General features: G+C 71.4%; 18 protein-coding genes. 17 read left to right on the top strand and 1 reads right to left on the bottom strand.

Annotated features, from left to right (window positions below; all coding sequences use genetic code 11):
• From ACFO0C_RS28985 to ACFO0C_RS28925, 13 genes are all read left to right on the top strand, one after another.
• The coding region (locus ACFO0C_RS28985; protein WP_378069867.1) for an SDR family oxidoreductase at positions 1-3,009 on the top strand (3,009 nt) is incomplete at its 5' end.
• A gap of 1 nt (position 3,010) precedes the next feature.
• Positions 3,011-3,454 (top strand): acyl-CoA thioesterase, encoded by a 444-nt coding sequence (locus ACFO0C_RS28980; protein WP_378069866.1) that lies wholly within the window; start codon positions 3,011-3,013, stop codon positions 3,452-3,454.
• Positions 3,451-3,969 (top strand): flavin reductase family protein, encoded by a 519-nt coding sequence (locus ACFO0C_RS28975; RefSeq protein ID WP_378069865.1) that lies wholly within the window; start codon positions 3,451-3,453, stop codon positions 3,967-3,969. The genes ACFO0C_RS28980 and ACFO0C_RS28975 overlap by 4 nt, the downstream gene beginning before the upstream one ends.
• Complete coding sequence (locus ACFO0C_RS28970) at positions 3,966-5,303, top strand: cytochrome P450 (RefSeq protein WP_378069864.1); 1,338 nt, start codon at positions 3,966-3,968, stop codon at positions 5,301-5,303. Before ACFO0C_RS28975 ends, ACFO0C_RS28970 begins: the two co-directional genes overlap by 4 nt.
• A 137-nt stretch (positions 5,304-5,440) precedes the next feature.
• Positions 5,441-7,366, top strand: a complete 1,926-nt coding sequence (locus tag ACFO0C_RS28965) for a CRTAC1 family protein (RefSeq protein WP_378069925.1) — start codon at positions 5,441-5,443, stop codon at positions 7,364-7,366.
• Entirely contained in the window at positions 7,363-8,385 is a 1,023-nt protein-coding gene (locus tag ACFO0C_RS28960; protein WP_378069863.1) for an enediyne biosynthesis protein, read from the top strand. Before ACFO0C_RS28965 ends, ACFO0C_RS28960 begins: the two co-directional genes overlap by 4 nt.
• A gap of 55 nt (positions 8,386-8,440) precedes the next feature.
• Positions 8,441-9,355: a hypothetical protein gene (locus tag ACFO0C_RS28955; RefSeq protein WP_378069862.1), complete on the top strand. Its 915-nt coding sequence runs from the start codon at positions 8,441-8,443 to the stop codon at positions 9,353-9,355.
• Positions 9,356-9,436: 81 nt separating this feature from the next.
• Positions 9,437-9,994 (top strand): hypothetical protein, encoded by a 558-nt coding sequence (locus tag ACFO0C_RS28950; RefSeq protein ID WP_378069861.1) that lies wholly within the window; start codon positions 9,437-9,439, stop codon positions 9,992-9,994.
• 2 nt (positions 9,995-9,996) lie between these two features.
• Positions 9,997-10,476: a copper resistance CopC family protein gene (locus tag ACFO0C_RS28945; protein WP_378069860.1), complete on the top strand. Its 480-nt coding sequence runs from the start codon at positions 9,997-9,999 to the stop codon at positions 10,474-10,476.
• Positions 10,477-10,542: 66 nt separating this feature from the next.
• Positions 10,543-11,250: a class I SAM-dependent methyltransferase gene (locus ACFO0C_RS28940; protein WP_378069859.1), complete on the top strand. Its 708-nt coding sequence runs from the start codon at positions 10,543-10,545 to the stop codon at positions 11,248-11,250.
• Positions 11,251-11,278: 28 nt separating this feature from the next.
• Positions 11,279-12,502, top strand: a complete 1,224-nt coding sequence (locus ACFO0C_RS28935; protein ID WP_378069858.1) for a sensor histidine kinase — start codon at positions 11,279-11,281, stop codon at positions 12,500-12,502.
• Positions 12,499-13,167 carry a response regulator transcription factor gene (locus ACFO0C_RS28930; RefSeq protein ID WP_378069857.1) on the top strand — a complete coding sequence of 223 codons (669 nt, stop codon included), beginning with the start codon at positions 12,499-12,501 and terminating at the stop codon, positions 13,165-13,167. Before ACFO0C_RS28935 ends, ACFO0C_RS28930 begins: the two co-directional genes overlap by 4 nt.
• A 146-nt stretch (positions 13,168-13,313) precedes the next feature.
• The gene (locus ACFO0C_RS28925) at positions 13,314-14,498 is read left to right on the top strand and encodes a pectate lyase (RefSeq protein WP_378069856.1); all 1,185 of its coding nucleotides are present in this window, start codon (positions 13,314-13,316) and stop codon (positions 14,496-14,498) included.
• A gap of 108 nt (positions 14,499-14,606) precedes the next feature.
• On the opposite strand, the gene ACFO0C_RS28920 is transcribed toward ACFO0C_RS28925, so the two are convergent.
• The gene (locus ACFO0C_RS28920) at positions 14,607-16,229 is read right to left on the bottom strand and encodes a sensor histidine kinase (protein WP_378069855.1); all 1,623 of its coding nucleotides are present in this window, start codon (positions 16,227-16,229) and stop codon (positions 14,607-14,609) included.
• Between the two features lie 77 nt (positions 16,230-16,306).
• Between ACFO0C_RS28920 and ACFO0C_RS28915 the strand changes: the two genes are divergently transcribed.
• The 4 genes from ACFO0C_RS28915 to ACFO0C_RS28900 are packed head-to-tail and all read left to right on the top strand — an operon-like array spanning position 16,307 to position 20,190.
• A complete protein-coding gene (locus ACFO0C_RS28915) occupies positions 16,307-17,893 on the top strand; it encodes an ABC transporter substrate-binding protein (protein WP_378069854.1) in 1,587 nt (528 codons plus the stop codon).
• On the top strand, positions 17,886-18,716 hold the full coding sequence (locus ACFO0C_RS28910; RefSeq protein WP_378069853.1) for an ABC transporter permease: 831 nt from the start codon (positions 17,886-17,888) through the stop codon (positions 18,714-18,716). The genes ACFO0C_RS28915 and ACFO0C_RS28910 overlap by 8 nt, the downstream gene beginning before the upstream one ends.
• Positions 18,713-19,744, top strand: a complete 1,032-nt coding sequence (locus ACFO0C_RS28905) for an ABC transporter permease (protein ID WP_378069852.1) — start codon at positions 18,713-18,715, stop codon at positions 19,742-19,744. The genes ACFO0C_RS28910 and ACFO0C_RS28905 overlap by 4 nt, the downstream gene beginning before the upstream one ends.
• Complete coding sequence (locus tag ACFO0C_RS28900) at positions 19,741-20,190, top strand: hypothetical protein (RefSeq protein WP_378069851.1); 450 nt, start codon at positions 19,741-19,743, stop codon at positions 20,188-20,190. Before ACFO0C_RS28905 ends, ACFO0C_RS28900 begins: the two co-directional genes overlap by 4 nt.
• Positions 20,191-20,207: the final 17 nt, after the last annotated feature.

The raw sequence follows: 20,207 nt of genomic DNA, 5'->3' as shown, positions 1-20,207 counted from the left end.
ACGGCGCCGGTCGCCTCCGGCGCGGCGACGGCTGTCGCGGGCGAGGGCGAGACGACCATCGACCTGCTGCGGCGGCTGGCGGCGGAGCGGGCCGAGCTACCCCTTGATCTGGTACGCCCGGACAGCCTCCTCCTCGACGACCTGCACCTGAGCTCGATCACGGTCGGTCAGGTGGTCAACGCGGCGGCGGCCGCCCTGCGCCTGCCGCCGTCACAGACGCCCACCAACTTCGCGACCGCGCGGATCGGTGAGCTCGCCGACACCCTGGATCATCTGCGGTCCACCGCGACCGCGGGCGACCAGGTCACGGCCGCGGTGGTGGCGGGGGCCGCCCCCTGGGCACGGCCGTTCCGCCTCGACCTGGTCCCGGTGCCCCTGGCCGGCCGGGTGGAGGCGGAACCCGGCGGATCGTGGGTGGTCCACTCGCGCCCGGGTCACCCGTACGCGGAAAGACTCGCTCTTGATCTGGAAAGGGCCGACGTCGGCGCGGGTGTCCTGGTCTGGCTGCCGGAGGAGTGCGCCGAGACCGACGTCGAGCTGGCCCTGACCGGTGCCCGGGAGGCGCTCGCCGCCGCGCCGCAGACGCGGTTCGTGCTGGTGCAGCACGGTCGTGGCGCGGCCGGGCTGGCCAAGACGCTGCGCCTGGAGGCGCCGCACCTGCGGGTGACGATCGTGCACCTGCCGCCCGGCTCGGGTGCGGTGGACCTGGTGGTCGAGGAGGTCGCCGCGACCCACGACTTCACCGAGGTGCACCTGGACGCCGACGGTGTGCGCCGGGTGCCGACGCTGCGCCCGATGCCGGTGCGCCCGGCGCACAGCGAGGCGCCGCTGACCTCGACCGACGTGCTGCTGGTGACCGGTGGTGGCAAGGGCATCACGGCCGAGTGCGCGCTGGCGATCGCCGGTGACACCGGGGCGTCGCTGGCACTGCTGGGCCGCTCGGACCCGGCCGGCGATCCGGAACTGGCCGCGAACCTGGAGCGGATCGCCGCCGAGGGCGTGACCGTACGCTACGAGCGGGCCGACGTGACCGATACCGAACAGGTACGGCGGGCGGTCGAGCGGCTGACCGCCGAGCTCGGGCCGGTGACCGCGGTGCTGCACGGCGCGGGCCGCAACGAGCCGGCCGGGCTGGCCACGCTCGACGCGGACGCGTTCCGGCGGACCTTCGCCCCGAAGGTGGACGGGCTGCGCGCGGTGCTGGCGGCGGTCGACGCCGACCGGCTGCGGCTGCTGGTGTCGCTGGGCAGCATCATCGGGCGGGCCGGTCTGCGCGGTGAGGCGCACTACGCCACCGCCAACGAGTGGCTGGCCGATCTGACCACCGGGTTCGGGCGTACGCATCCCGGCTGCCGGGCGGTCTGCCTGGAGTGGTCGGTGTGGTCCGGGGTCGGCATGGGTGAGCGTCTGTCCGTGGTCGAGTCGCTGACCCGCGACGGTGTCACCCCGATCACGCCGGAGCAGGGTGTCGGCATCCTGCGGCGGGTGCTGTCCGACCCGCAGGCGCCGGACGTGGTGGTGGTCAGTGGGCGTACCGAGGGGATCGGCACCGTCCGCCGGCCGCTGCCCCCGCTGCCGCTGACCCGGTTCGTGGAACGGCCGCTGGTGCGCTATCACGGCGTCGAGCTGGTCTGTGAGATCGACCTGAACGTCGGCACCGACCTCTACCTGGCCGATCACGACCTGGACGGCAACCTGCTGTTCCCGGCGGTCTTCGGCATGGAGGCGATGGCCCAGGTGGCGGCGGCGGTGACCGGGGTGGAGACGCTGCCGGTGATCGAGCGGGCCGAGTTCCTGCGGCCGATCATCGTGCCGGCCGACGGCCGGGCGACGATCCGGGTGGCCGCGGTGGTCACCGACGACGACGTGGTCGAGGTGGCGATCCGCAGCGCCGACACGGGGTACGCCGCCGACCACTTCACCGCACGTCTGGTGCTGGGCGGTACCGCGGTGGCGGACGGCCCGCCGGACCAGGTGCCGGCCGAGGTGGAGCCGGTCGAGCTGGTGCCCGCCGAGGACCTGTACGACGGCCTGCTGTTCCAGGGCGGGCGTTTCCAGCGGTTGCGCCGGTACCACGGTGTCGCCGCGCGGCACGTGGACGCCGAGGTGGCCGTGGAGACGGTGCCGTGGTTCGCCTCGTTCGTGCCGGACCACCTGCTGCTCGGCGACCCGGGGGTGCGTGACGCGCTGATGCACGGCAACCAGGTCTGTGTGCCGGACGCGACGCTGCTGCCGGTCGGGGTGGACCGGATCCATCCCGGTGGCGAGAAGCTGGCCGCGGTGCAGGGCCTGCGCTACTGCGCGACCGAGCGGTCCCGGGACGGCGACCTGTACGTCTACGACGTGGCGCTGCGCTCGGACGCCGGTGAGGTGCTGGAGCGCTGGGAGGGTCTGCGGCTGCGCGCGGTGCGCAAGCAGGATCCGGTCGGGCCGTGGGTGCCGGCGCTGCTCGGTCCGTATCTGGAGCGGACGGTCGAGGACCTGGCCGGCGTGCGGGTGGCGGTGACGGTGCTGCCCGACGGCGACCGGACACGCCGGGAGGCCACCCGGGCCGCGGTGTCGCGGGCCCTGCGCCGGCCGGCCGAGGTGCGCTACCGGGCCGACGGCCGTCCCGAACTGGCCGAGGGTGCGGTGTCGGCGGCGCACACCGCCGGGCTGACCCTGGTCACCGTGGCCGACGTGGTGCTGGGCTGCGACATGGAGGTCGTGGCCGGGCGGGACACCGAGGCGTGGGCGGGACTGCTGGGCGGGCACGCCGGGCTGGCGACCCTGGTTGCCGGCGAGCAGCGGGAGAGCGCGGACGTGGCGGCGACCCGGGTGTGGGCGGCGATGGAGTGCCTGCGCAAGGTGGGCCGGCCGATCGACGGGCCGTTGACGACGGCGCCGGGCGGACGGCAGCGGTGGGTGCTGCTGCGCGCCGGTGAGCTGCGGATCGCGACGTTCGTGACGGCGGTGCGCGGTGTCGAGGCGCCGGTGGTGCTGGCGGTGCTGACCGGAACGGAGGGTTGAGATGAAGTACTTCGAGTACCGGCACGTGGTCGGGTTCGAGGAGACCAACATCGTGGGCAACGTCTACTACGTCAACTACCTGCGCTGGCAGGGGCGCTGCCGGGAGATGTTCCTGAAGACGAACGCGCCGGACGTGCTGGCCGACCTGCAGGACGACCTGAAGCTGTTCACGCTGAAGGTGGACTGCGAGTTCTTCGCCGAGATCACCGCGTTCGACGAGTTGTCGATCCGGATGCGGCTGGTCGAGCTGGGGCAGACGCAGATCGAGTTCGGGTTCGACTACGTGCGCCTGGACGGGGACCGCGGGGAGACGCTGATCGCCCGGGGGATGCAGCGGGTGGCGTGCATGCGGGGGCCGAACACCCGTACCGTGCCGTCGCGGGTGCCGGACGCGCTGGTGGCGGCGCTCGCGCCGTACACGGCGGCCCGGGTGGACGCGCGATGAGCACCGCGCCGTTCGACCCGCAGGCGCTGCGCCGGGCGCTGGGCGCCTTCGCCACCGGGGTCACCGTGGTGACCGTGGGCGGCCGGGTCCCGCACGGGATGACCGCGAACTCGTTCACCTCGGTCTCCCTCGACCCGCCGCTGGTGCTGGTCTGTGTCGAGCAGAACGCGGTGATGCACGAGGCGCTCGCCACGGCCGGCCAGTTCGCGGTGTCGGTGCTGTCGTCGGCGCACGCGGAGACCGCACGCTACTTCGCCGACCGGCGCCGGCCGCTGGGTGCCGAGCAGTTCGTGCCGGTCGGCTGGCGGCCCGGCGAGCACACCGGCGCGCCGCTGATCACCGGGGCGCTGGCGCATTTCGAGTGCGCGGTGTGGCGGCGCTACGACGGCGGTGACCACACCATCTTCCTGGGCCGGGTGCTCGGCCTGGGCAGCGGCGGGCCGGAGGAGGGGCTGCTGTTCCACCGGGGCCGGCTGTGCTCGGTGGCGCCGGACCCGAGCGGGGTGGCGGCGTGACCGCCGGGGTGCTGCCCGGGCCCCCGCGGTCCGCGGCGCTGAGCATGCTGATGGTGATGGGCCGCGACCGGCTGGGCATGATGACCGACGCCGCGGCCCGGTACGGCGACGCCGCCCGCCTCCCGGTCGGCCCGAAGCAGCTGTACTTCTTCAACCATCCGCAGCACGCCAAGCACGTCCTGGCCGACAACGCGGCGAACTACCACAAGGGCATCGGCCTGGTGCACGCCCGCAGGGCGCTCGGTGACGGGCTGCTGACCAGCGAGGGCGACCTGTGGCGCAAGCAGCGCACGGTGATCCAGCCGGCGTTCCAGAGCCGGCGGATCGCCGCGCAGGCGGGCATCGTGGCCGAGGAGGCCGGCAAGCTGGCGGCACGGCTGCGCAGGCACGCCGCGGGGGAGCCGGTCGACGTGCTCCAGGAGATGACCGGCCTGACCCTGGGCGTGCTGGGCCGCACGCTGCTGGACGCGGACCTGACCCGGTTCGACACCATCGGCGACGACTTCGCAGCGGTGCAGGACCAGGCGATGTTCGAGTTGGAGACGCTGGGCGCGGTGCCGACGTGGGTGCCGTTGCCGCGGCAGCTGCGGTTCCGCAAGGCACGGCGCAACCTGCAGCGCACGGTGGACCGGCTGGTGGCCGAGCGCGGTGACCGGGACGCCGACGACGTGCTGTCACGGCTGATCGTGTCGGCGGCGGCCGAGTCCGACCCGCGGGTGGGCCGGCAGCGGCTGCGCGACGAGCTGGTGACGTTGCTGCTGGCCGGGCACGAGACGACGGCGAGCACGCTGAGCTGGACGCTGCATCTGATCGACCGGCATCCCGAGGTGCGCGAGCGGCTGCGGGAGGAGGCGGTGTCGGTGCTCGGCGACCGGCTTCCGGTCTTCGAGGATCTGCACGAGCTGCGGTACACCTCGATGGTGCTGGAGGAGGCGATGCGGCTGTTCCCGCCGGTGTGGATCCTGCCGCGCCGGTCGCTGGCCGCCGACGAGGTGGGTGGCTACCCGGTTCCGGCGGGAGCGGACGTGCTGATCTGTCCGTACACGCTGCACCGGCACCCGGAGTTCTGGCCCGACCCGGAACGCTTCGACCCGGAACGGTTCGCCCCGGACCGGCGTTCCGATCGGCCGCGGTACGCGTACATCCCGTTCGGGGCCGGGCCACGGTTCTGCGTCGGTAACCACCTCGGGCTGATGGAGGCGGCGTTCGTGCTCGCCGTGCTGGTCCGTGACCTGCGGCTGGTGGGTGTGCCGGGCCGGCCGGTGGTCCCGGAGCCGATGTTGTCGCTGCGGGTGCGCGGTGGGCTCCCGATGACGGTCGAGACGGCCCGATAGCCGTCCGGGTGCGGCTCGCGCGGGCTCACCCGTACCAAAGACATTGATGATCTTGAATGTTTTGACGTGTGAAGGGGAATCCATTGCCACCCACGAGAGTCAGCCGCCTGAGGCGCGCCGTGCCGGCGGTCTTCGTCATGCTCCTGGTGCTCGTCGTCTACCTCGTCGCCCGGCTGCCGCAGGCGTCCGCCGCGACCCGTGGCGCGATGGCGCAGCGGTTCGCCTTCACCGAGCTGCCCATCGCGCTGCCGCCCGGCCTGCCCGAGCGCACCGTCCGGCAGGTCAACCCCAAGTACGAGCACATCCGCTCGTGGATCTCCTCGGTCGGCGCCGGTGTCGCGGTCAACGACCTGGACGGCGACGGCGGCTCCGACGATCTGTGCCTGGTCGACCCGCGCAGTGACAGCGTGATCGTCACCCCGGCGCCGCAGACCGGCGACTGGGCGCCGTTCGTCCTGGCCACCGACCCGCTGCCGACCGGTCCCGCGATCGCGCCGATGGGGTGCACGCCGGGCGACTTCAACGCCGACGGACGGATGGACCTGCTCGTCTACTACTGGGGCCGGACCCCGATCCTGTTCCTGCGCAAGGCCGACGCCACCGGGCTGACCCCGCAGACGTTCCACCCGACCGAGCTGATCCCGCAGGCCGACCCGGCCGACGGGCTCTACCGCGGCCCGCTGTGGAACACCAACGCCGTCGCGGTGGCCGACTTCGACGGTGACGGCAAACCCGACGTCGGCATCTTCAACTACTTCCCGGACACCGCGGTGCTCGACCCGAACGGGCACCCCAACGTGCAGATGAACCACTCCATGTCGCGGGCCCGCAACGCCGGTGGCGCCCACGTGCTGCGTTTCCAGTCGGCGGTCTCCGGCAACGAGCCGTCGGTCTCCCACGAGGAGCAGCCGGCCATCGCCTACGGGGTGGCCAGCGGCTGGACGCTCGGCTCGGCCTCGGTCGACCTGGACGGCGACCTGCTCCCCGAGCTCTACCTGGCCAATGACTTCGGCAACGACCGGTTCCTGCACAACGTGTCGACGCCCGGCCGGATCCGGTTCCAGCTGGCCGAGGGCGAGCGGACCGCGCTCACCCCGAAGTCGATGGTGATGGGGCACGACTCCTTCAAGGGCATGTCGGCCGAGTGGGGCGACGTGGACGGCGACGGCCGTTTCGACCTGTTCGTCAGCAACATCACCCAGTCGTGGGGCCTGGAGGAGAGCAACTTCGTCTGGCGCAACACCTCCACCGACGCCGCCGACGCCCGCCGGAAGATGCAGAGTGGCATCGCCCCGTTCCGCAACCTCGCGGCCGAGAAGAACCTCGCCTGGGTCGGCTGGGGCTGGGACGCCAAGATGGCCGACTTCGACAACAGCGGACAGCTGGCCATCGTGCAGACCACCGGCTTCGTCAAGGGCACGATCAACCGCTTCAACTGGCTCCAGGAGCTCGCCACCAGCAACGACCTGATGCTCCAGGACCCGGACATGTGGCCGCATGCCGAACCCGGCGACGACATCTCCGGCGGCAACCACATGGCGTTCTGGGCCAAGGAGCCGGACAACGGCCGGTACGTGGACCTCAGCCCGCAGCTCGGCATGGACGCGAAGATCCCGTCACGCGGTGTGGCCGTCGCCGACACCGACGCCGACGGCGCCCAGGACTTCGCGGTGGCCCGGCAGTGGGGACCGCCGGCCTACTTCCGCAACACCCGCACGACCGACCGGGACTTCCTCGCGCTGCGCCTGTTCCGGCCGGTGACCGTCGAGGGCGGCGCGGCGGCGAGCACCGCGGTTCCGGGCAGCCCCGCCTACGGCGCCCAGGTGTGCATCAAGACCGCCGACGGCCGGATGCAGGTCGCCCAGCTCGACGGCGGTGGCGGGCACTCGGGCAAACGCAGTTTCGACATCCACTTCGGCCTCGGTACGTCCGGCGGCCAGCCGGTCGAGGCGGAGATCAGCTGGCGTGCCGAGGACGGCGCCCGGCACACCCAGAAACTCACTCTCGCGGCCGGCCGCCACGACATCGTGCTGACCGATCGCGCGCAGGAGGTGACCCGATGACCGATCTCAAGAACTCACCGCAGGTGACCGTCCCGGCCGTGCCGGCATCGCCCAACGGCGTGGTCGCCCCGCCCGCCGGTATCCCGCCCCGGGTGGACAAACGCGACCCGCGCTACATGGCGCTGCGCAACTTCGCCCTGTCCATGTCGATCTTCAACATCCTCGGCTACACCGTGCTCGGCTTCGAACAGCCCTGGCTGTGGCCGATCCTCGCCCTGGCCGTCGGCTACACCGCCGAGATCGTCATCGAGAGGGTCTCGGCGACCGCCTACAAGCGGCCGCCGGCCTACAGCGGGCACGGCATGTGGGGCATGTACACGTTCCTGCTGCCCACCCACATCACCGCGCTCGCCGCGAACATGCTGCTCTACGCCAACGACACGTTCTGGCCGATCGCCTTCGCCGTGCTCGTCGCCATCGGGCAGAAGGCCGTGCTCCAGGCGCCGATCGCGGGCCGGATGCGGCACTACATGAACCCGTCGAACTTCGGGATCACCATCACCCTGCTCGCGTTCTCCTGGGTCAACGTCGCCCCGCCCTACCACTTCACCGAGAACGTCACCGACGTCATCAGCATCCTGGTGCCGCTGGTCATCCTCACCGCCGGCACCGTGCTCAACTCGATGCTCACCAAGAAGGTCCCGCTGATCCTCGGCTGGGTCGGTGGATTCATCATCCAGGCCCTGGTCCGGCACTGGATCTGGGACGTGTCGCTGTGGGGCGCGCTCGTGCCGGTCACCGGTGTCGCGTTCATCCTCTTCACCAACTACATGGTCACCGACCCGGGTACGACTCCGTCCGCCCCGCGCTGGCAGTTCATGTTCGGCGCGAGCGTGGCCACGGTCTACGGCATCCTGATGACATTCAACATCGTCTACACGATGTTCTTCGCCGTCACGATCGTCTGTGCCGTCCGGGGCCTCTACTGGTGGGGCAGGTGGCTGACGAACCGTCGCCGCGAGCACGGACTCCAGCCGGTGGCACCTCCCGCGGCGGTCGAACTGCCCGTCGCCCGCTGACCGGGGTGGGGAGGCACGGCCCTGCCTCCCCACCCCGTACTTCCCAGGAGTCCCGATGGCACAGCAGTCCCTCGTCACCCCGTCCGCCCCTGTCGTCACCGCGCCTCGCCGCGGCCGTGTCGTCCTCTTCGCGGCGCTGGCCGGCGTGCTGCTCTCCGTCCTCTGGTCCTACGAGTTCGTCGACTCGGTCATCGGTGACAACGTCGCCAACACCCTGCTCGACCGGGATGCCAAGCACACCGCGATCGCCGGCACCGTCGCCGGTCTCGTCTTCGCCTTCGTGTCCGGCCTGGCCGGCACCTTCACCGCCTGCAACATCGCGATGGCGGCCGCGATCGGCCCGATGAGCCAGGCCGGCGTCGGCACGGTACGCGCCCTGGCCCGCCCGGTCGGCTGGCTCTCGGTCGGCATGATCGCCGTCTCCGGCCTGTACGGCTTCGTCGGCGTCCTGATCGGTGACGACCTTCCGCAACTGTCCACCGCGACGATCGACGGCTTCCCGGTCCGGCTGATCCAGGCCTCGGTGGTCTTCGGCGTGATCGGGCTGGCCCTGATCTATCTCGGCCTGGCGTCGCTGGGCGTGGTCCGTGACGTCTTCCGCGATCACCCGGTGCGCCGGGTCGTCGTCCTGGGCGCCCTCATCGGCGGGTTCCTGATCGGACGGCCCTACCCGCTGTTCAACAAGCTGTTCCACTGGGCGGTCGACACCGGCAACCCGCTCAACGGGGCGGCCGCGTTCATCCTCCAGTCCCTCGGCAACATCGTCGTGCTGGTCGTGCTCTTCGCCCTGATCCTGGCCGTCACCCGGGGCCGGTTCCTGACCTGGTTCGCCGGGAACCCGCGCCGGGCCGCCGTGTTCACCGGCGCCATGCTCGTCGCTCTCGGCGTCTTCACGGTCGTCTACTGGGACCTCCGGGTGCCCTCGATATTCGGCTTCGGGTGGTTTCCCGAAATGCCTTACAACCAGTGAGCCGATTCAGCAATCTCGAAGAAATCCGCAGCCCGGACCACCCCTAGGTTGACATCAATCTCTGCGAAAGGAGCTCCCGTAATGGCCTTCCGAGCGGCCCGGGCACTCAATCACGACCACCATCGCGTGGGTCTCGGCATCTTCATGGCGATCACCCTCGCGCACTGGGCCGAACACCTCGTCCAGGCCTATCAGGTGTGGGCGCTGGGCTGGCCCCGGCCCCAGTCCCGCGGTGTCCTCGGCCAGTTCTTCCCGTGGCTGGTCACCTCCGAGTGGATGCACTACGGTTACGCGCTGGTGATGCTCGCCGGTCTCTTCCTGCTCCGCGGCGGCTTCGTCGGGCGGGCCAGGACATGGTGGACGGTCGCCCTGGCCATCCAGTTCTGGCACCACATCGAACACCTGCTCCTGCTGATCCAGGCGCAGACCGGCCAGTTCCTCTTCGGCGCGGCCGCACCCACCAGCGTGCTCCAGGTGATCTACCCGCGGGTCGAGCTGCACCTGTTCTACAACTCGGTCGTCTTCATCCCGATGGTCATCGCGATGTACCTCCACCTGCGCCCCAACGAGCGCGAACTCACACTGGCCGACTGCGACTGCGTCCAGAGGCGGACCCGCGCGGCCGCCCTCGCGGCCTGATCGTGACGGCACGATCCCGGCGGGTCGCCGCGATCCTGGTCCTGGTGGTGCTGGGACTGGTGGTCGCGGCGACCCGTCAGGACACCGAGCTGCGGGTGGTGGACAGTGCCGCCGGCCCCGGCGAGGCCAGTCTCACCCTCTCGGCGGACGTCGACGCGGAACTCTCACACCTGGCCGTGACCGGTCCCGACGGCCGCCCGGTCCCGGCCGGCCCGCCGGTGGCAGACCCGGCCAACGTCCTGAAGGTCCCCGTCGACCTGGAACCTGGCTCCGCGTACTCGCTGACCTACCACGTCATCGGCCGTGACGGGGGAGTGGCCAGCGGCGAGATCGGGACCACCGGTGCCACAGCGTCGGCACACGACCACGGTCACGGTGTCGATCCCCTCAGCGCGGTGCTGCTGCTGATCAACCTGGGCGTGGTCCTCGTGGTGGGCTGGCTGCTGCTGACCCGGCCGTCACCGCGTAGTACTCCGGAGTGAGAGGGGCTCCGCGAAGCGCTACCGGAGAGTGACGACACCGGATCCGGCGATTCCTACATTCGTCACGTGAATCAAACATTCGCCGAAATCGGGCTCGACCACGTCACCGACCTGTACCGCGAGTTTCAGGACGACCTCCGCACGGTCCGCAAGGAACAGCGCGAACTACGTGTTCTCCGCCCGGGGATGAAGACCCAGCTCGACGACCTCGAGGCGGAGATCACCTACCTGCTGATCCGTGCCGGACGGCCGGCGACCGTCGTCGAGATCGGCTCGCTGCACGGCTGGTCGACCACCTGGATCCTGCGGGCGCTGCGCGACAACCGGGCCGGATCGCTGATCACCCACGACCTGATCGGCAACGCCCGCCACAACGTGCCCGCCGACCTCGCCGACGGGCGGTGGACCTTCGTGCCGGGCGACGCCCGCGAGACGCTGCGCGACCACCGGCACACCATCGACCACCTGTTCATCGACGCCGCGCACACCGCCTCGTTCGCCCGCTGGTTCGTCGGTGATCTCTTTCCGACAGTCCGGCCCGGGGTCACGGTCAGCGTCCACGACGTCTTCCACGGGCGGCGGCCATGGCCGGTCAGCGAGGGCCGTGTGCTGCTGTCCTGGCTCGCCGCCCGCGGCGCGGGACACTTCACCGCGTCCCGGCGGGCCGCGCCCCCGGTCAACCGGCGGCTCCGGGAGGTGAAGGAGAGCCTCGGCCTGCTCACCCCGGTCCACGACGGCCACGACGACCCGATGCTGTTCTTCCGGATGCCGTGACCTGGTGGCCGGGTGCTTACATGTACGCGTGGCGCCCACCGTCCGTACGCTCCTCGACCTGTCGATCCGTCCCGAGCGGACCGTCGGCCGGGACCGGCCCGCCCTGATGCGGGGCCTGCGGATCATCGGGGTGTCGGTGCTGGCCTTCTACACCGCCGCCGTCGGTGCCGGGGTGCTCGCCGACACCCTGCCCCGGTCCCTGCCGGTGCTCGGCGTGGCCGCGGTGGCGCAGGCGATACCGGTCGTCCTGGTGATCCACCGGCCGGTCGCCGCCTGGTGGCTGTCGCTGGTGACGGCTCTGCCGTACCTGATCGTCGTCGGTCTCTCCGCGGACCCCGCGGCGGGTGCGGCGCTCTGGCCGTGGAGCGCCGCCGGCATCGTCGCGCACCTGTTCGTCGGCCTGCTCGTCGCCTACCAGGCGCCACCGCCGGTCTACCTCGCCCAGTGGCTGATCACGACCGTCGTGGCCGTCGCCGCGGAGGTGCTCCTCCCCGGCCGGGAGCAGATCAACAACGGACTCGTGCTGTCCGGCCTCTACGCCGCCGGGCTCGCCGGGGTCGCACTCGCCCGCTGGCTGCGCGACGTCCGGCGCGAGCTGCGCCACCAGGTCGGCCTGACCGAGCAGGAGCGGGTCCGGCGGACGGCTCTGGAGGAACGCACTCGGATCGCCCGCGAGTTGCACGACGTGGTCGCCCACCACATGTCGGTCATCGCCGTCCAGGCCGAGGCCGCGCCCTACCGGTTGACCGACCTCGATCCGGCCGCGGCCGAGGGCTTCGCCGCCATCCGGCAGAACGCCCTGGCCGCGATGACGGAGATGCGGCAGATTCTCGGCATGTTGCGGTCGGAGCATTCGCCGGAGTACGCCCCACAGCCGGCCCTGTCCGATCTGGATCAGCTGTTCGCCAACTGCCGAAGCGCCGGGCTGACCCTGACGACGGGTGTCCGCGGTGAGGTGCGCCCGCTACCGGAGCAGGTCGAGCTGATCGCCTACCGGGTGATCCAGGAGGCGCTGAGCAATGTGGTCCGGCACGCGCCCGGCGCTGACGTCGAGGTCGATGTCTCGTACCATCGCCGAGCCCTTGATCTGCGGGTCTCCAACAGCCCGGGCCGGCCGGACCGGTCGCTGCCGGCCGCCGGTCACGGGCTGACCGGTATGCGGGAGCGGGCGGCGGTCCTCGGCGCGCACCTGCGGGCCGGCCCGCGTGCCGACGGGTGGTACGAGGTGACGATGTCGCTGGCGGTGGCATGAGCACGGCACGGATCCGGGTGCTGGTCGTCGACGATCAGCGGATGCTGCGGGAGAGCTTCGCCGTCCTGCTCGGCGTCCAGCCCGACATCGAGGTCGCCGGCGAGGCGGGGGACGGGGACGAGGCCGTCCGGATGGCCGCCGACCTGCGGCCCGACGTCGTGCTGATGGACGTGCGGATGCCGGTCCTGGACGGCCTGGCGGCGACCCGCCGGATCCTGGCGCGTACCCCCGAGGTGCGGGTGCTGATGCTGACCACGTTCGACGAGGACGAGTACGTGCACGAGGCGATCCGGGCCGGCGCGCGGGGTTTCCTGCTCAAGGACTCGTCGGCGCATCAGCTGGCCGACGCCGTGCGGACCACGATGTCCGGTGGCGCGGTGCTGGCGCCGTCGGTGACGCGGCGCCTGTTGGACGACTTCTCCCAGCGGCCGGCGCCGCCCGGGGCACCGGCCGGCCGGCTGTCGGTCCTGACCGCGCAGGAGGTGAGGGTTCTCGGGCTGGTCGCGCGGGGGATGTCCAACGCGGAGATCGCCGTGCACCTGAGGGTCGCCGAGCAGACCGTGAAGACCCACGTGAGCCGCATCCTGATGAAACTCGACCTGCGCGACCGGACCCAGGCCGCCGTCCTGGCGTATGAGACGGGCCTGGTCGTGCCGGGCCGTTAGCTACGTCCCGGTAACTCCTTGCATTCACATCGACCCGTCTCTATCCTCCACAGGAAAGCGCTTTCCCCCCGCTTGAAGGCGCGACCCAATCCCCAGATGAAGGTGAGACACCGATGAAACGACCAGTCGCTCTACGGTGGGTAGCCGTGGGCGCCACCGTGGCCGCGAGCGCCGCGATCACGCTGTCGCTGCCGCTCTCGCAGGCCATGGCCGCCGACAACCTGAGCCTCGCCGGCGGTGCCGACGGCTCCAGCAAGGCCAGCGGCACCAGCTACGGCAACGTCAAGGACGGGAACACGAGCACCTACTGGTCGCCGAGCAGCGCGACCGGTTACGTCTCGGTCAAGTGGAGCAGCGCCACGTCGGTCTCCTCGGCCGTCATCAAGCAGGCGTCCGGTGGCGGCTCGATCAGCGCCTGGCGGGTGCTCAACGGCGACTCCGGCTCGGTCCTGACCAGCGGCAGCGGCAGCCCGAGCACCATCAACTTCTCCGCGACGTCCCTGAAGAAGCTCACCTTCGAGATCACCGGCGCGTCCAGCGCACCGCGGATCTCCGAGTTCGAGACGTACGCCGCCGGCGGCTCGAACCCGACCACCAGCCCCACCGCCGGCCCGACCGGCAGCCCGAGCCCGGGCCCGACCGGTGGCACCGGCACCCCGACCGGCCAGTGGCCGTCCTCGGCCGGCAACGTGTCGATCTCCGGCACGGTCAACGTCTCCGGCACCTTCGACGGCGGCATGAAGACCTACTGCTGCATCGGTGACGGCTCGCAGAGCGAGTCCCAGGACCCGATGTTCAAGATCGCCAACGGCGGCACCCTGCAGAACGTCATCCTCGGCTCCCCGGCCGGCGACGGTGTCCACTGCGAGGGCACCTGCACCATCCGCAACGTGTGGTGGAACGACATCGGCGAGGACGCCGCCACGTTCAAGGGCACCGGCGGCGGTACGAGCTACGTCATCGGTGGCGGCGCCCGGTCCGGCAGCGACAAGACGTTCCAGCACAACGGCAACGGCACGGTCAGCATCTCCGGCTTCTACCTGAGCGGCTCCGGCAAGCTGTACCGCGGCTGCGGCAACTGCACCACGTCCTACCAGCGCCACGTGAAGATCGACAACGTGCTGCTGAACGACATCGACATGGTCGCCGGCATCAACAGCAACTGGGGCGACACGGCCACCATCACCCGCGTCACCCTGACCAACAGCTCCAGCGCCGTGGTCTGCGGCAAGTACCAGGGAGTCGCCAAGGGCAGCGAGCCGAAGTACCTCGGCGAGGGCTGGAACGACTCCAACTGCAAGGTCACCCAGAGCGACGTGACCCGCAAGTAGTCCCGGACCCCGGAAGGCGCCCGCCGCGAGGTGGGCGCCTTTCCGCGATCAGCGCACGCCGTGACATCACGCGAGACTATCGGCGAAATCGGTGTCCGAAAGCGGGCGCTAGGCGTGGATCAGGGGGAGGGGCTTTCGCGGGAGACGGATCACGAAAGTGGTTCCGGGGCCGGTGCCGTCGGCGACGGTGATGGTTCCTTGGTGGCGTTCGATGATGGTTCGGGTGATCACCAGGCCCAGCCCGGTGCCGGGGATCCGGGCCTGTACGGCCGTCGACGCGCGGTAGAAGCGGCGGAACAGGCGGGAACGCTCCTCGGGTGGGATTCCGATGCCGGTGTCGGTCACCGTCCAGGTCACCCAGCCGGGGCTGTTCGCGTCCGGTGCGGCGCTGACGGTCACGCTGCCGCCGTGCGGGGTGTACTTGACCGCGTTGGAGAGCAGGTTGTCGGCCACCTGCCGGAGACGGTCGGGGTCGCCGTACACCGGCAGATGCGGGGGCAGGTCCGCCCGTACCGCCAGATCTTTGGCCTCTGCGGTGATGGTCGTCGTGGCGATGCTCTCGGCGAGCAGTTCGCTCAGGTCGAGCGGTGTCATCCGCACGTTCATGGCGCCGGACTCGAGGCGGGCCAGGTCGAGCAGGTCGTTGGTCATGACGTTGAGCCGTTCGGCGCACCTACCGATGGTCCGCAGGTGCTGCCGCCGTTCGTCGGCGGTGAGACCGGCGTGATGGCCGGCGTCGTGGTCGTCGTCGAGCAGGTCGAGCGTGCCGAGGATGACGGCGAGCGGGTTGCGCAGCTCGTGCGTGACCATGGAGACGAACTCGTCCTTGGTCCGCGCCAGGTCGATGGCCAGTTCCTCGGCCCGGCGCCGTTCCAGATACTGGCCGACGTGGGCGGCGAGCCCGCTGAGCAGGCTGATCAGGGTGGCGTCGGGTTTCTCGGCCCGGTCGCCGTAGACGCAGAGTGCGCCGAGCACCCGCGCGCCGGTGCGGATCGGCACGCCGACGGCGACCCGCAGGCCGGTCCGGGCCGCGACCCGGCTGCGCGGGGAGGTCGTGTCGACGGTCAGGTCGGGGATCCACCGGACCCGGCCGGATTCGATGACCGCGCCGGGCAGGCTCACCCCGGACTCCAGTTCGCTGATCGCGAAGTGGGCCAGGTCGCGGTTGGCCCGGTTGTGCCGGGCGGCGCAGGTCAGGACCTGCCGTTGTTCGTCGATCAGCCACAGTTCGGAGACCGGCCAGCCCATCCGGACGCCGAGCGCCTCGACCACCCGGGCGGCGGCGTTGCTGCTGGTCGGCGCCTCGGCCAGGCCGCGGGAGACGGCCGCTTCGACCATGGTGAAGCGGGTGCCTCGCAGGGCCGCGGACACGTCGTGGGCGAGCGCGTGGACGATCCTGCCGGGGCCGCTGCCGGTGAGGGTCAGGGTGGTCTCGACCGGTAGCTCGTGTCCGTCCCGGTGCACCGCGGTCAGTTGCGGGCGTCGTTCGAGGAGGCGGCCGGGGTCGCCGTCGGCCAGCCGCGCCAGCCCGGCCAGATAGGTGGCCCGGTGCCGCTGCGGGACGATGAGCTCGGCGATGTCCTGCCCGTACGCCTCCGCCCGGCTCCACCCGAAGGTGCTCTCCGCCGCCGGGTTCCACTCCACCACCCGCCCGTCGAGGGTGACCGCGAAGTAGGCCTCGGACATGACCGCGAGCACCGCGTCGGAGGCCATCGGGCCGGGACCGGACATGTTCGCCCCCCTGTCGGCTCATTGTGCACCCGGCCGGTGAGCTGTCTGGCCGATTCCGGCCCGCCGGTGACAAGCACGTGGTCGACTCGATTGCCATGGGGACCGGTCAGGCAGTACCGCGCCGTGCGCTGCTCGTGGGTCTCGCCGGGCTGCTCGGCGGCTGCGGCACGGCCCGCCGGGCGGGCACTCTCACCCTGGCGATCGACGGCACCAGCGCGGTCAACGATCCGGCCTTCTACACCACGATCGGTGACTGGATGGCCGTCGACTGCATCTGCCGCGGCCTGACCTTCATCTCCTTCGAGGACGACGAGCCGGTGCCCGACCTGGCCGAGAGCTGGACGGTCTCCGGCGACTGGCTCACCTACACGTTCACGCTGCGCCGGGGTGTCACCTTCCACGACGGCAGCGTCTTCACCTCCGCCGACGTGCTGGCCAGCCTGAACCGGCAGCTCGACGGCGACGATCCGACACTGCCGGTCGGCGCGTCCCGGCCGCTGCGCACCCTGGGCCAGAACTTCGCCGCGCTCACCGCCCCGGACGACGGCACCGTGGTGCTGCGGCTGAAGGAACCGGACCGTACGCTGCTCGGCCGCCTGGCCGACATCGGCGCCCGGATCATCTCCAAGACGGCCCTGGACCGGTACGGCTCCGCGATCGGCCGGAACCTGGTCGGCACCGGCCCGTTCCGGTTCGTGTCGGCCACCGCCGGGCAGAGCATCGTGCTGGAACCGTTCGACGCCTTCCGCCTGGGCCGCCCGCCGGTCGACCGTCTCGTGCTGCAGCAGGTCACCGACCCGTCGGCGATCGTCAGCTCACTCCTGTCCGGTGACGTCTCGGCGACCCAGTTCACCCCGTACCCGGCGTTGAGCCGGCTCCGCGCCGATGACGAGGTGACCGTGCACGACACGCCGACGAGCTTCGCCGCGTTCATGATGATCGACGTCCGCCGCATCCCCGAGCCGGACGTCCGCCGGGCGATCAACCTGGCCGTCGACCGGCAGTCGGTGATCCGGCAGGCGTTCTTCGGCGCCGCGGTGCCACCCGACGGCTACACGATCGCGCCGGACCAGGACGCCTACGACCGGGGGCTGGCGGACCTGTCCCGTACCGATGTCGCCGAGGCCGGGCGGCTGATCCGGCAGGCCGGCGCCACCGGCCGGATCGTGCGCCTGATGGCGGCCACCGACAGCTGGCATCCGAAGGCCGCGCAGATCGTCGCGCAGAACCTCGCCGACATCGGCCTGCGGGTGGAGACCGAGGCGGTGGACCCGGCCGCCTACTTCACCCGGCTGCTCACCCCGGAGGACCCGTTCCACGAGCTGATGATCTGGGAGCGCAACAGCTACTACCCGGACGCCGACGACATGACGGGGGTGCTGGCCCGGCCGTCCGGCGTCTACGGCGAGCTGATCTCCGGGTTCGCCACGCTGCCGGGCTCGGCCGGGTTCGCCGGCATGCTCTTCGAGGCCAAGAACATCACCGATCCGGCGGTACGCCGTAAGCGTTACACCGAGATCCAGCGTGCCTGGGCCGGTACCTACATGACACTGGTGATGCTCGCGTTCGCGTCGAACCCGGTGGTGAGCCGTAGGTCGGTGCGGAACCTGAACTGGAAGGCCCTGGCCAGCCACCGCTGCTACCCGGACACCACGAGTGTCTGACACGGCCACCCGCCGCGGTCACGGTCTCCCGGCCGTCGGCCCGTGGCTGGTGGTCGCCCTGTTCGTGCTGGTCGCGCTGGCCGGCCCGCTGCTGGTCACCGCCGATCCGCTCCGGCACACGACCGGGCCGCTGCTGCCGTTCGGTGCTCCCGGGCACCCGCTCGGCACCGACGATCTGGGCCGTGACCTGCTGGCCCGGATGGTGTACGGCGCCCGGCCCCTGCTGCTGGTGTCGTCGGCGGCCACCACCGTCGCCGCGCTGCTCGGCATCGGTGCGGGCCTGCTCGCCGGATATGTCGGCGGCACCGTCGGCTGGCTGGTGACGGCGCTGACCGATGTGGCGCTGACGTTCCCGCCGATGCTGGTGATCATCCTGCTCGTCGCGGCGTGGCGGCCCGGCGTGGCCAGTCTCGTGACCGGCATCGGCGTCACCCTCGCCCCCGGGCTGGCCCGCCTGGCACGGGTGCTCACCGCGGGCGAGGCGTCCCGTGACTACGTTCTCGCGGCCCGGATCGGCGGTGCCCGTACCGCCCGGATCCTGGTTGTCGAAGTGCTGCCGAACATCGCCGGACCGCTGCTCGCCCAGGTGCTGATGACCCTGTCGATCGCCGCCGGGCTCTCCGCCGGGATGTCCTATCTCGGTCTCGGGATCCCGCCGCCGGCACCGGACTGGGGCAGCATGGCGCAGGCCGGTCAGGAGTTCCTGCACACCGCGCCGCGGCTGGTGACGCTCCCGGCCGCCGCGAGCCTGCTGTTCGTCGTCGCGTGCAACCTCGCCGGCGACCAGCTGCGCGATCGCACCGACCGGAGGCGTTCCCGATGAGCGCCGGATGGCTGGTGATCCGGCGTCTGGCCGCCGTGCCGGTGTCGTTGCTGCTGCTCAGCGCGATCGTGTTCGTCGCCGTCCGGCTGGCGCCCGGTTCCCCGGTCACCGCCGTCGCCGCGGCCGGCGCGTCCGGGCAGAGCACCGCCGACATCAGCGGCGACGCCGAGCGGATGGGCACCGCGCTCGGCCTCGACGAACCCCTGATCAAGCAGTACGCCGGCTTCCTCGCCGACCTGTCCCGCCTGGACCTGGGCACCTCGATCCACGGCGGCACCGCGGTCACCACGCTGATCGGGCAGTCACTGCCGGCCACGATCGAACTCGCCGTCGCCGCGATGCTGCTCGCCACGGCGGCCGGGATGTGCGCCGGAGCCGTCGCGGCGCTGCGCCGGGGCACCTGGATCGACACCGCCAGCCGCCTGGCCGGGACGATCGGCTACTCGCTGCCGTGGTTCGCGCCGGGCGTACTCGGGATCGTGATCTTCGGGGTCTGGCTCGGCCGCCTGCCGGTGATCGGCCGCCTGCCGCACGATCTCGGCTACCGCCCGACCACCGGGTTCGTCCCGGTCGACGCGGTGCTGCAGGGCCGGCCGGAGCTCATCGGCCCGTGGGCCGGCCACCTGATCCTGCCGGCGGTCACCCTGGCCCTGTCGCTGACCGGTTACCTCATCAGGGTGGTACGGGCATCGATGCTCGACGTGCTCGGCGAGGACTTCGTGCGTACCGCCCGGATGAAGGGTCTCGCCCCCGGCGCGGTCCTGCGCCGGCACGTGCTGCGCGGCGCGGCCCCACCGGTCGTGACGGTGCTCGGCCTGCATTTCGGCACCCTGCTCGGCGGTTCGGTGGTCACCGAGACGGTCTTCTCCTACCCGGGTGTCGGCAACGTGCTCGTCAACGGCATCCTGCGGCGCGACTACCCCGTGGTGCAGGCCGCATCGCTCGCCATCGGCCTGCTGTTCGTCCTGGTCAACGTCGTGGTGGACCTGCTCTGCCAGATGCTCGACCCCCGTTCGGGGAGGGCGTGACCGCCGTGCCCGAACCGGTTCCGCCACCGCCGGCGATGTCCGCCGCCGACGTCGCCCTGCTGCGCCTGGCCGAGAACCTGCTGGCGAAGGTCTGGGCGCCGGGCCGTCACGAGGTCGCCACCGCGCTGCGCACCGCCGCCGGGACCGTGCACACCGGCGTGCACCTGGAGGGTTCGTGCCGCCGCAGTTCGATCTGCGCCGAGGGGGTGGCCCTGGGTGCGGCCTGCACCGCGGGCGCGTCGCTGAACGAGGTCGACTGCGTGATCTCGGTCCAGATCAAACCGGCCGGGATGTTCCGGATCATCGCCCCGTGCGGCGTCTGCCGGGAGCTGCTGAGCGACTACAGCCCGCACGCGACGATCTGGCTGACCCGGCCCGGCTCGGGCGAGGTGATCGCCGTACCGGCGCTGGAGCTGCTCCCGGAGAAGACCCGCCGCTGCTGGTAGCCTCCACACGGCGCACA

The sequence above is a fragment of the Actinoplanes subglobosus genome, assembly GCF_042650585.1.
Classification (GTDB): domain Bacteria; phylum Actinomycetota; class Actinomycetes; order Mycobacteriales; family Micromonosporaceae; genus Actinoplanes; species Actinoplanes subglobosus.
Note: the sequence above shows the minus strand (reverse complement) of the source record. Positions and strands in the feature narration are given on the sequence as shown.

Coding starts and splice junctions, on each gene's coding strand:
- ACFO0C_RS28980 (WP_378069866.1), top strand. CDS start 3,011: ATGAAGTACTTCGAGTACCGGCACGTGGTCGGGTTCGAGGAGACCAAC.
- ACFO0C_RS28975 (WP_378069865.1), top strand. CDS start 3,451: ATGAGCACCGCGCCGTTCGACCCGCAGGCGCTGCGCCGGGCGCTGGGC.
- ACFO0C_RS28965 (WP_378069925.1), top strand. CDS start 5,441: ATGCTCCTGGTGCTCGTCGTCTACCTCGTCGCCCGGCTGCCGCAGGCG.
- ACFO0C_RS28960 (WP_378069863.1), top strand. CDS start 7,363: ATGACCGATCTCAAGAACTCACCGCAGGTGACCGTCCCGGCCGTGCCG.
- ACFO0C_RS28955 (WP_378069862.1), top strand. CDS start 8,441: ATGGCACAGCAGTCCCTCGTCACCCCGTCCGCCCCTGTCGTCACCGCG.
- ACFO0C_RS28950 (WP_378069861.1), top strand. CDS start 9,437: ATGGCCTTCCGAGCGGCCCGGGCACTCAATCACGACCACCATCGCGTG.
- ACFO0C_RS28930 (WP_378069857.1), top strand. CDS start 12,499: ATGAGCACGGCACGGATCCGGGTGCTGGTCGTCGACGATCAGCGGATG.
- ACFO0C_RS28920 (WP_378069855.1), bottom strand. CDS start 16,229: ATGTCCGGTCCCGGCCCGATGGCCTCCGACGCGGTGCTCGCGGTCATG.
- ACFO0C_RS28905 (WP_378069852.1), top strand. CDS start 18,713: ATGAGCGCCGGATGGCTGGTGATCCGGCGTCTGGCCGCCGTGCCGGTG.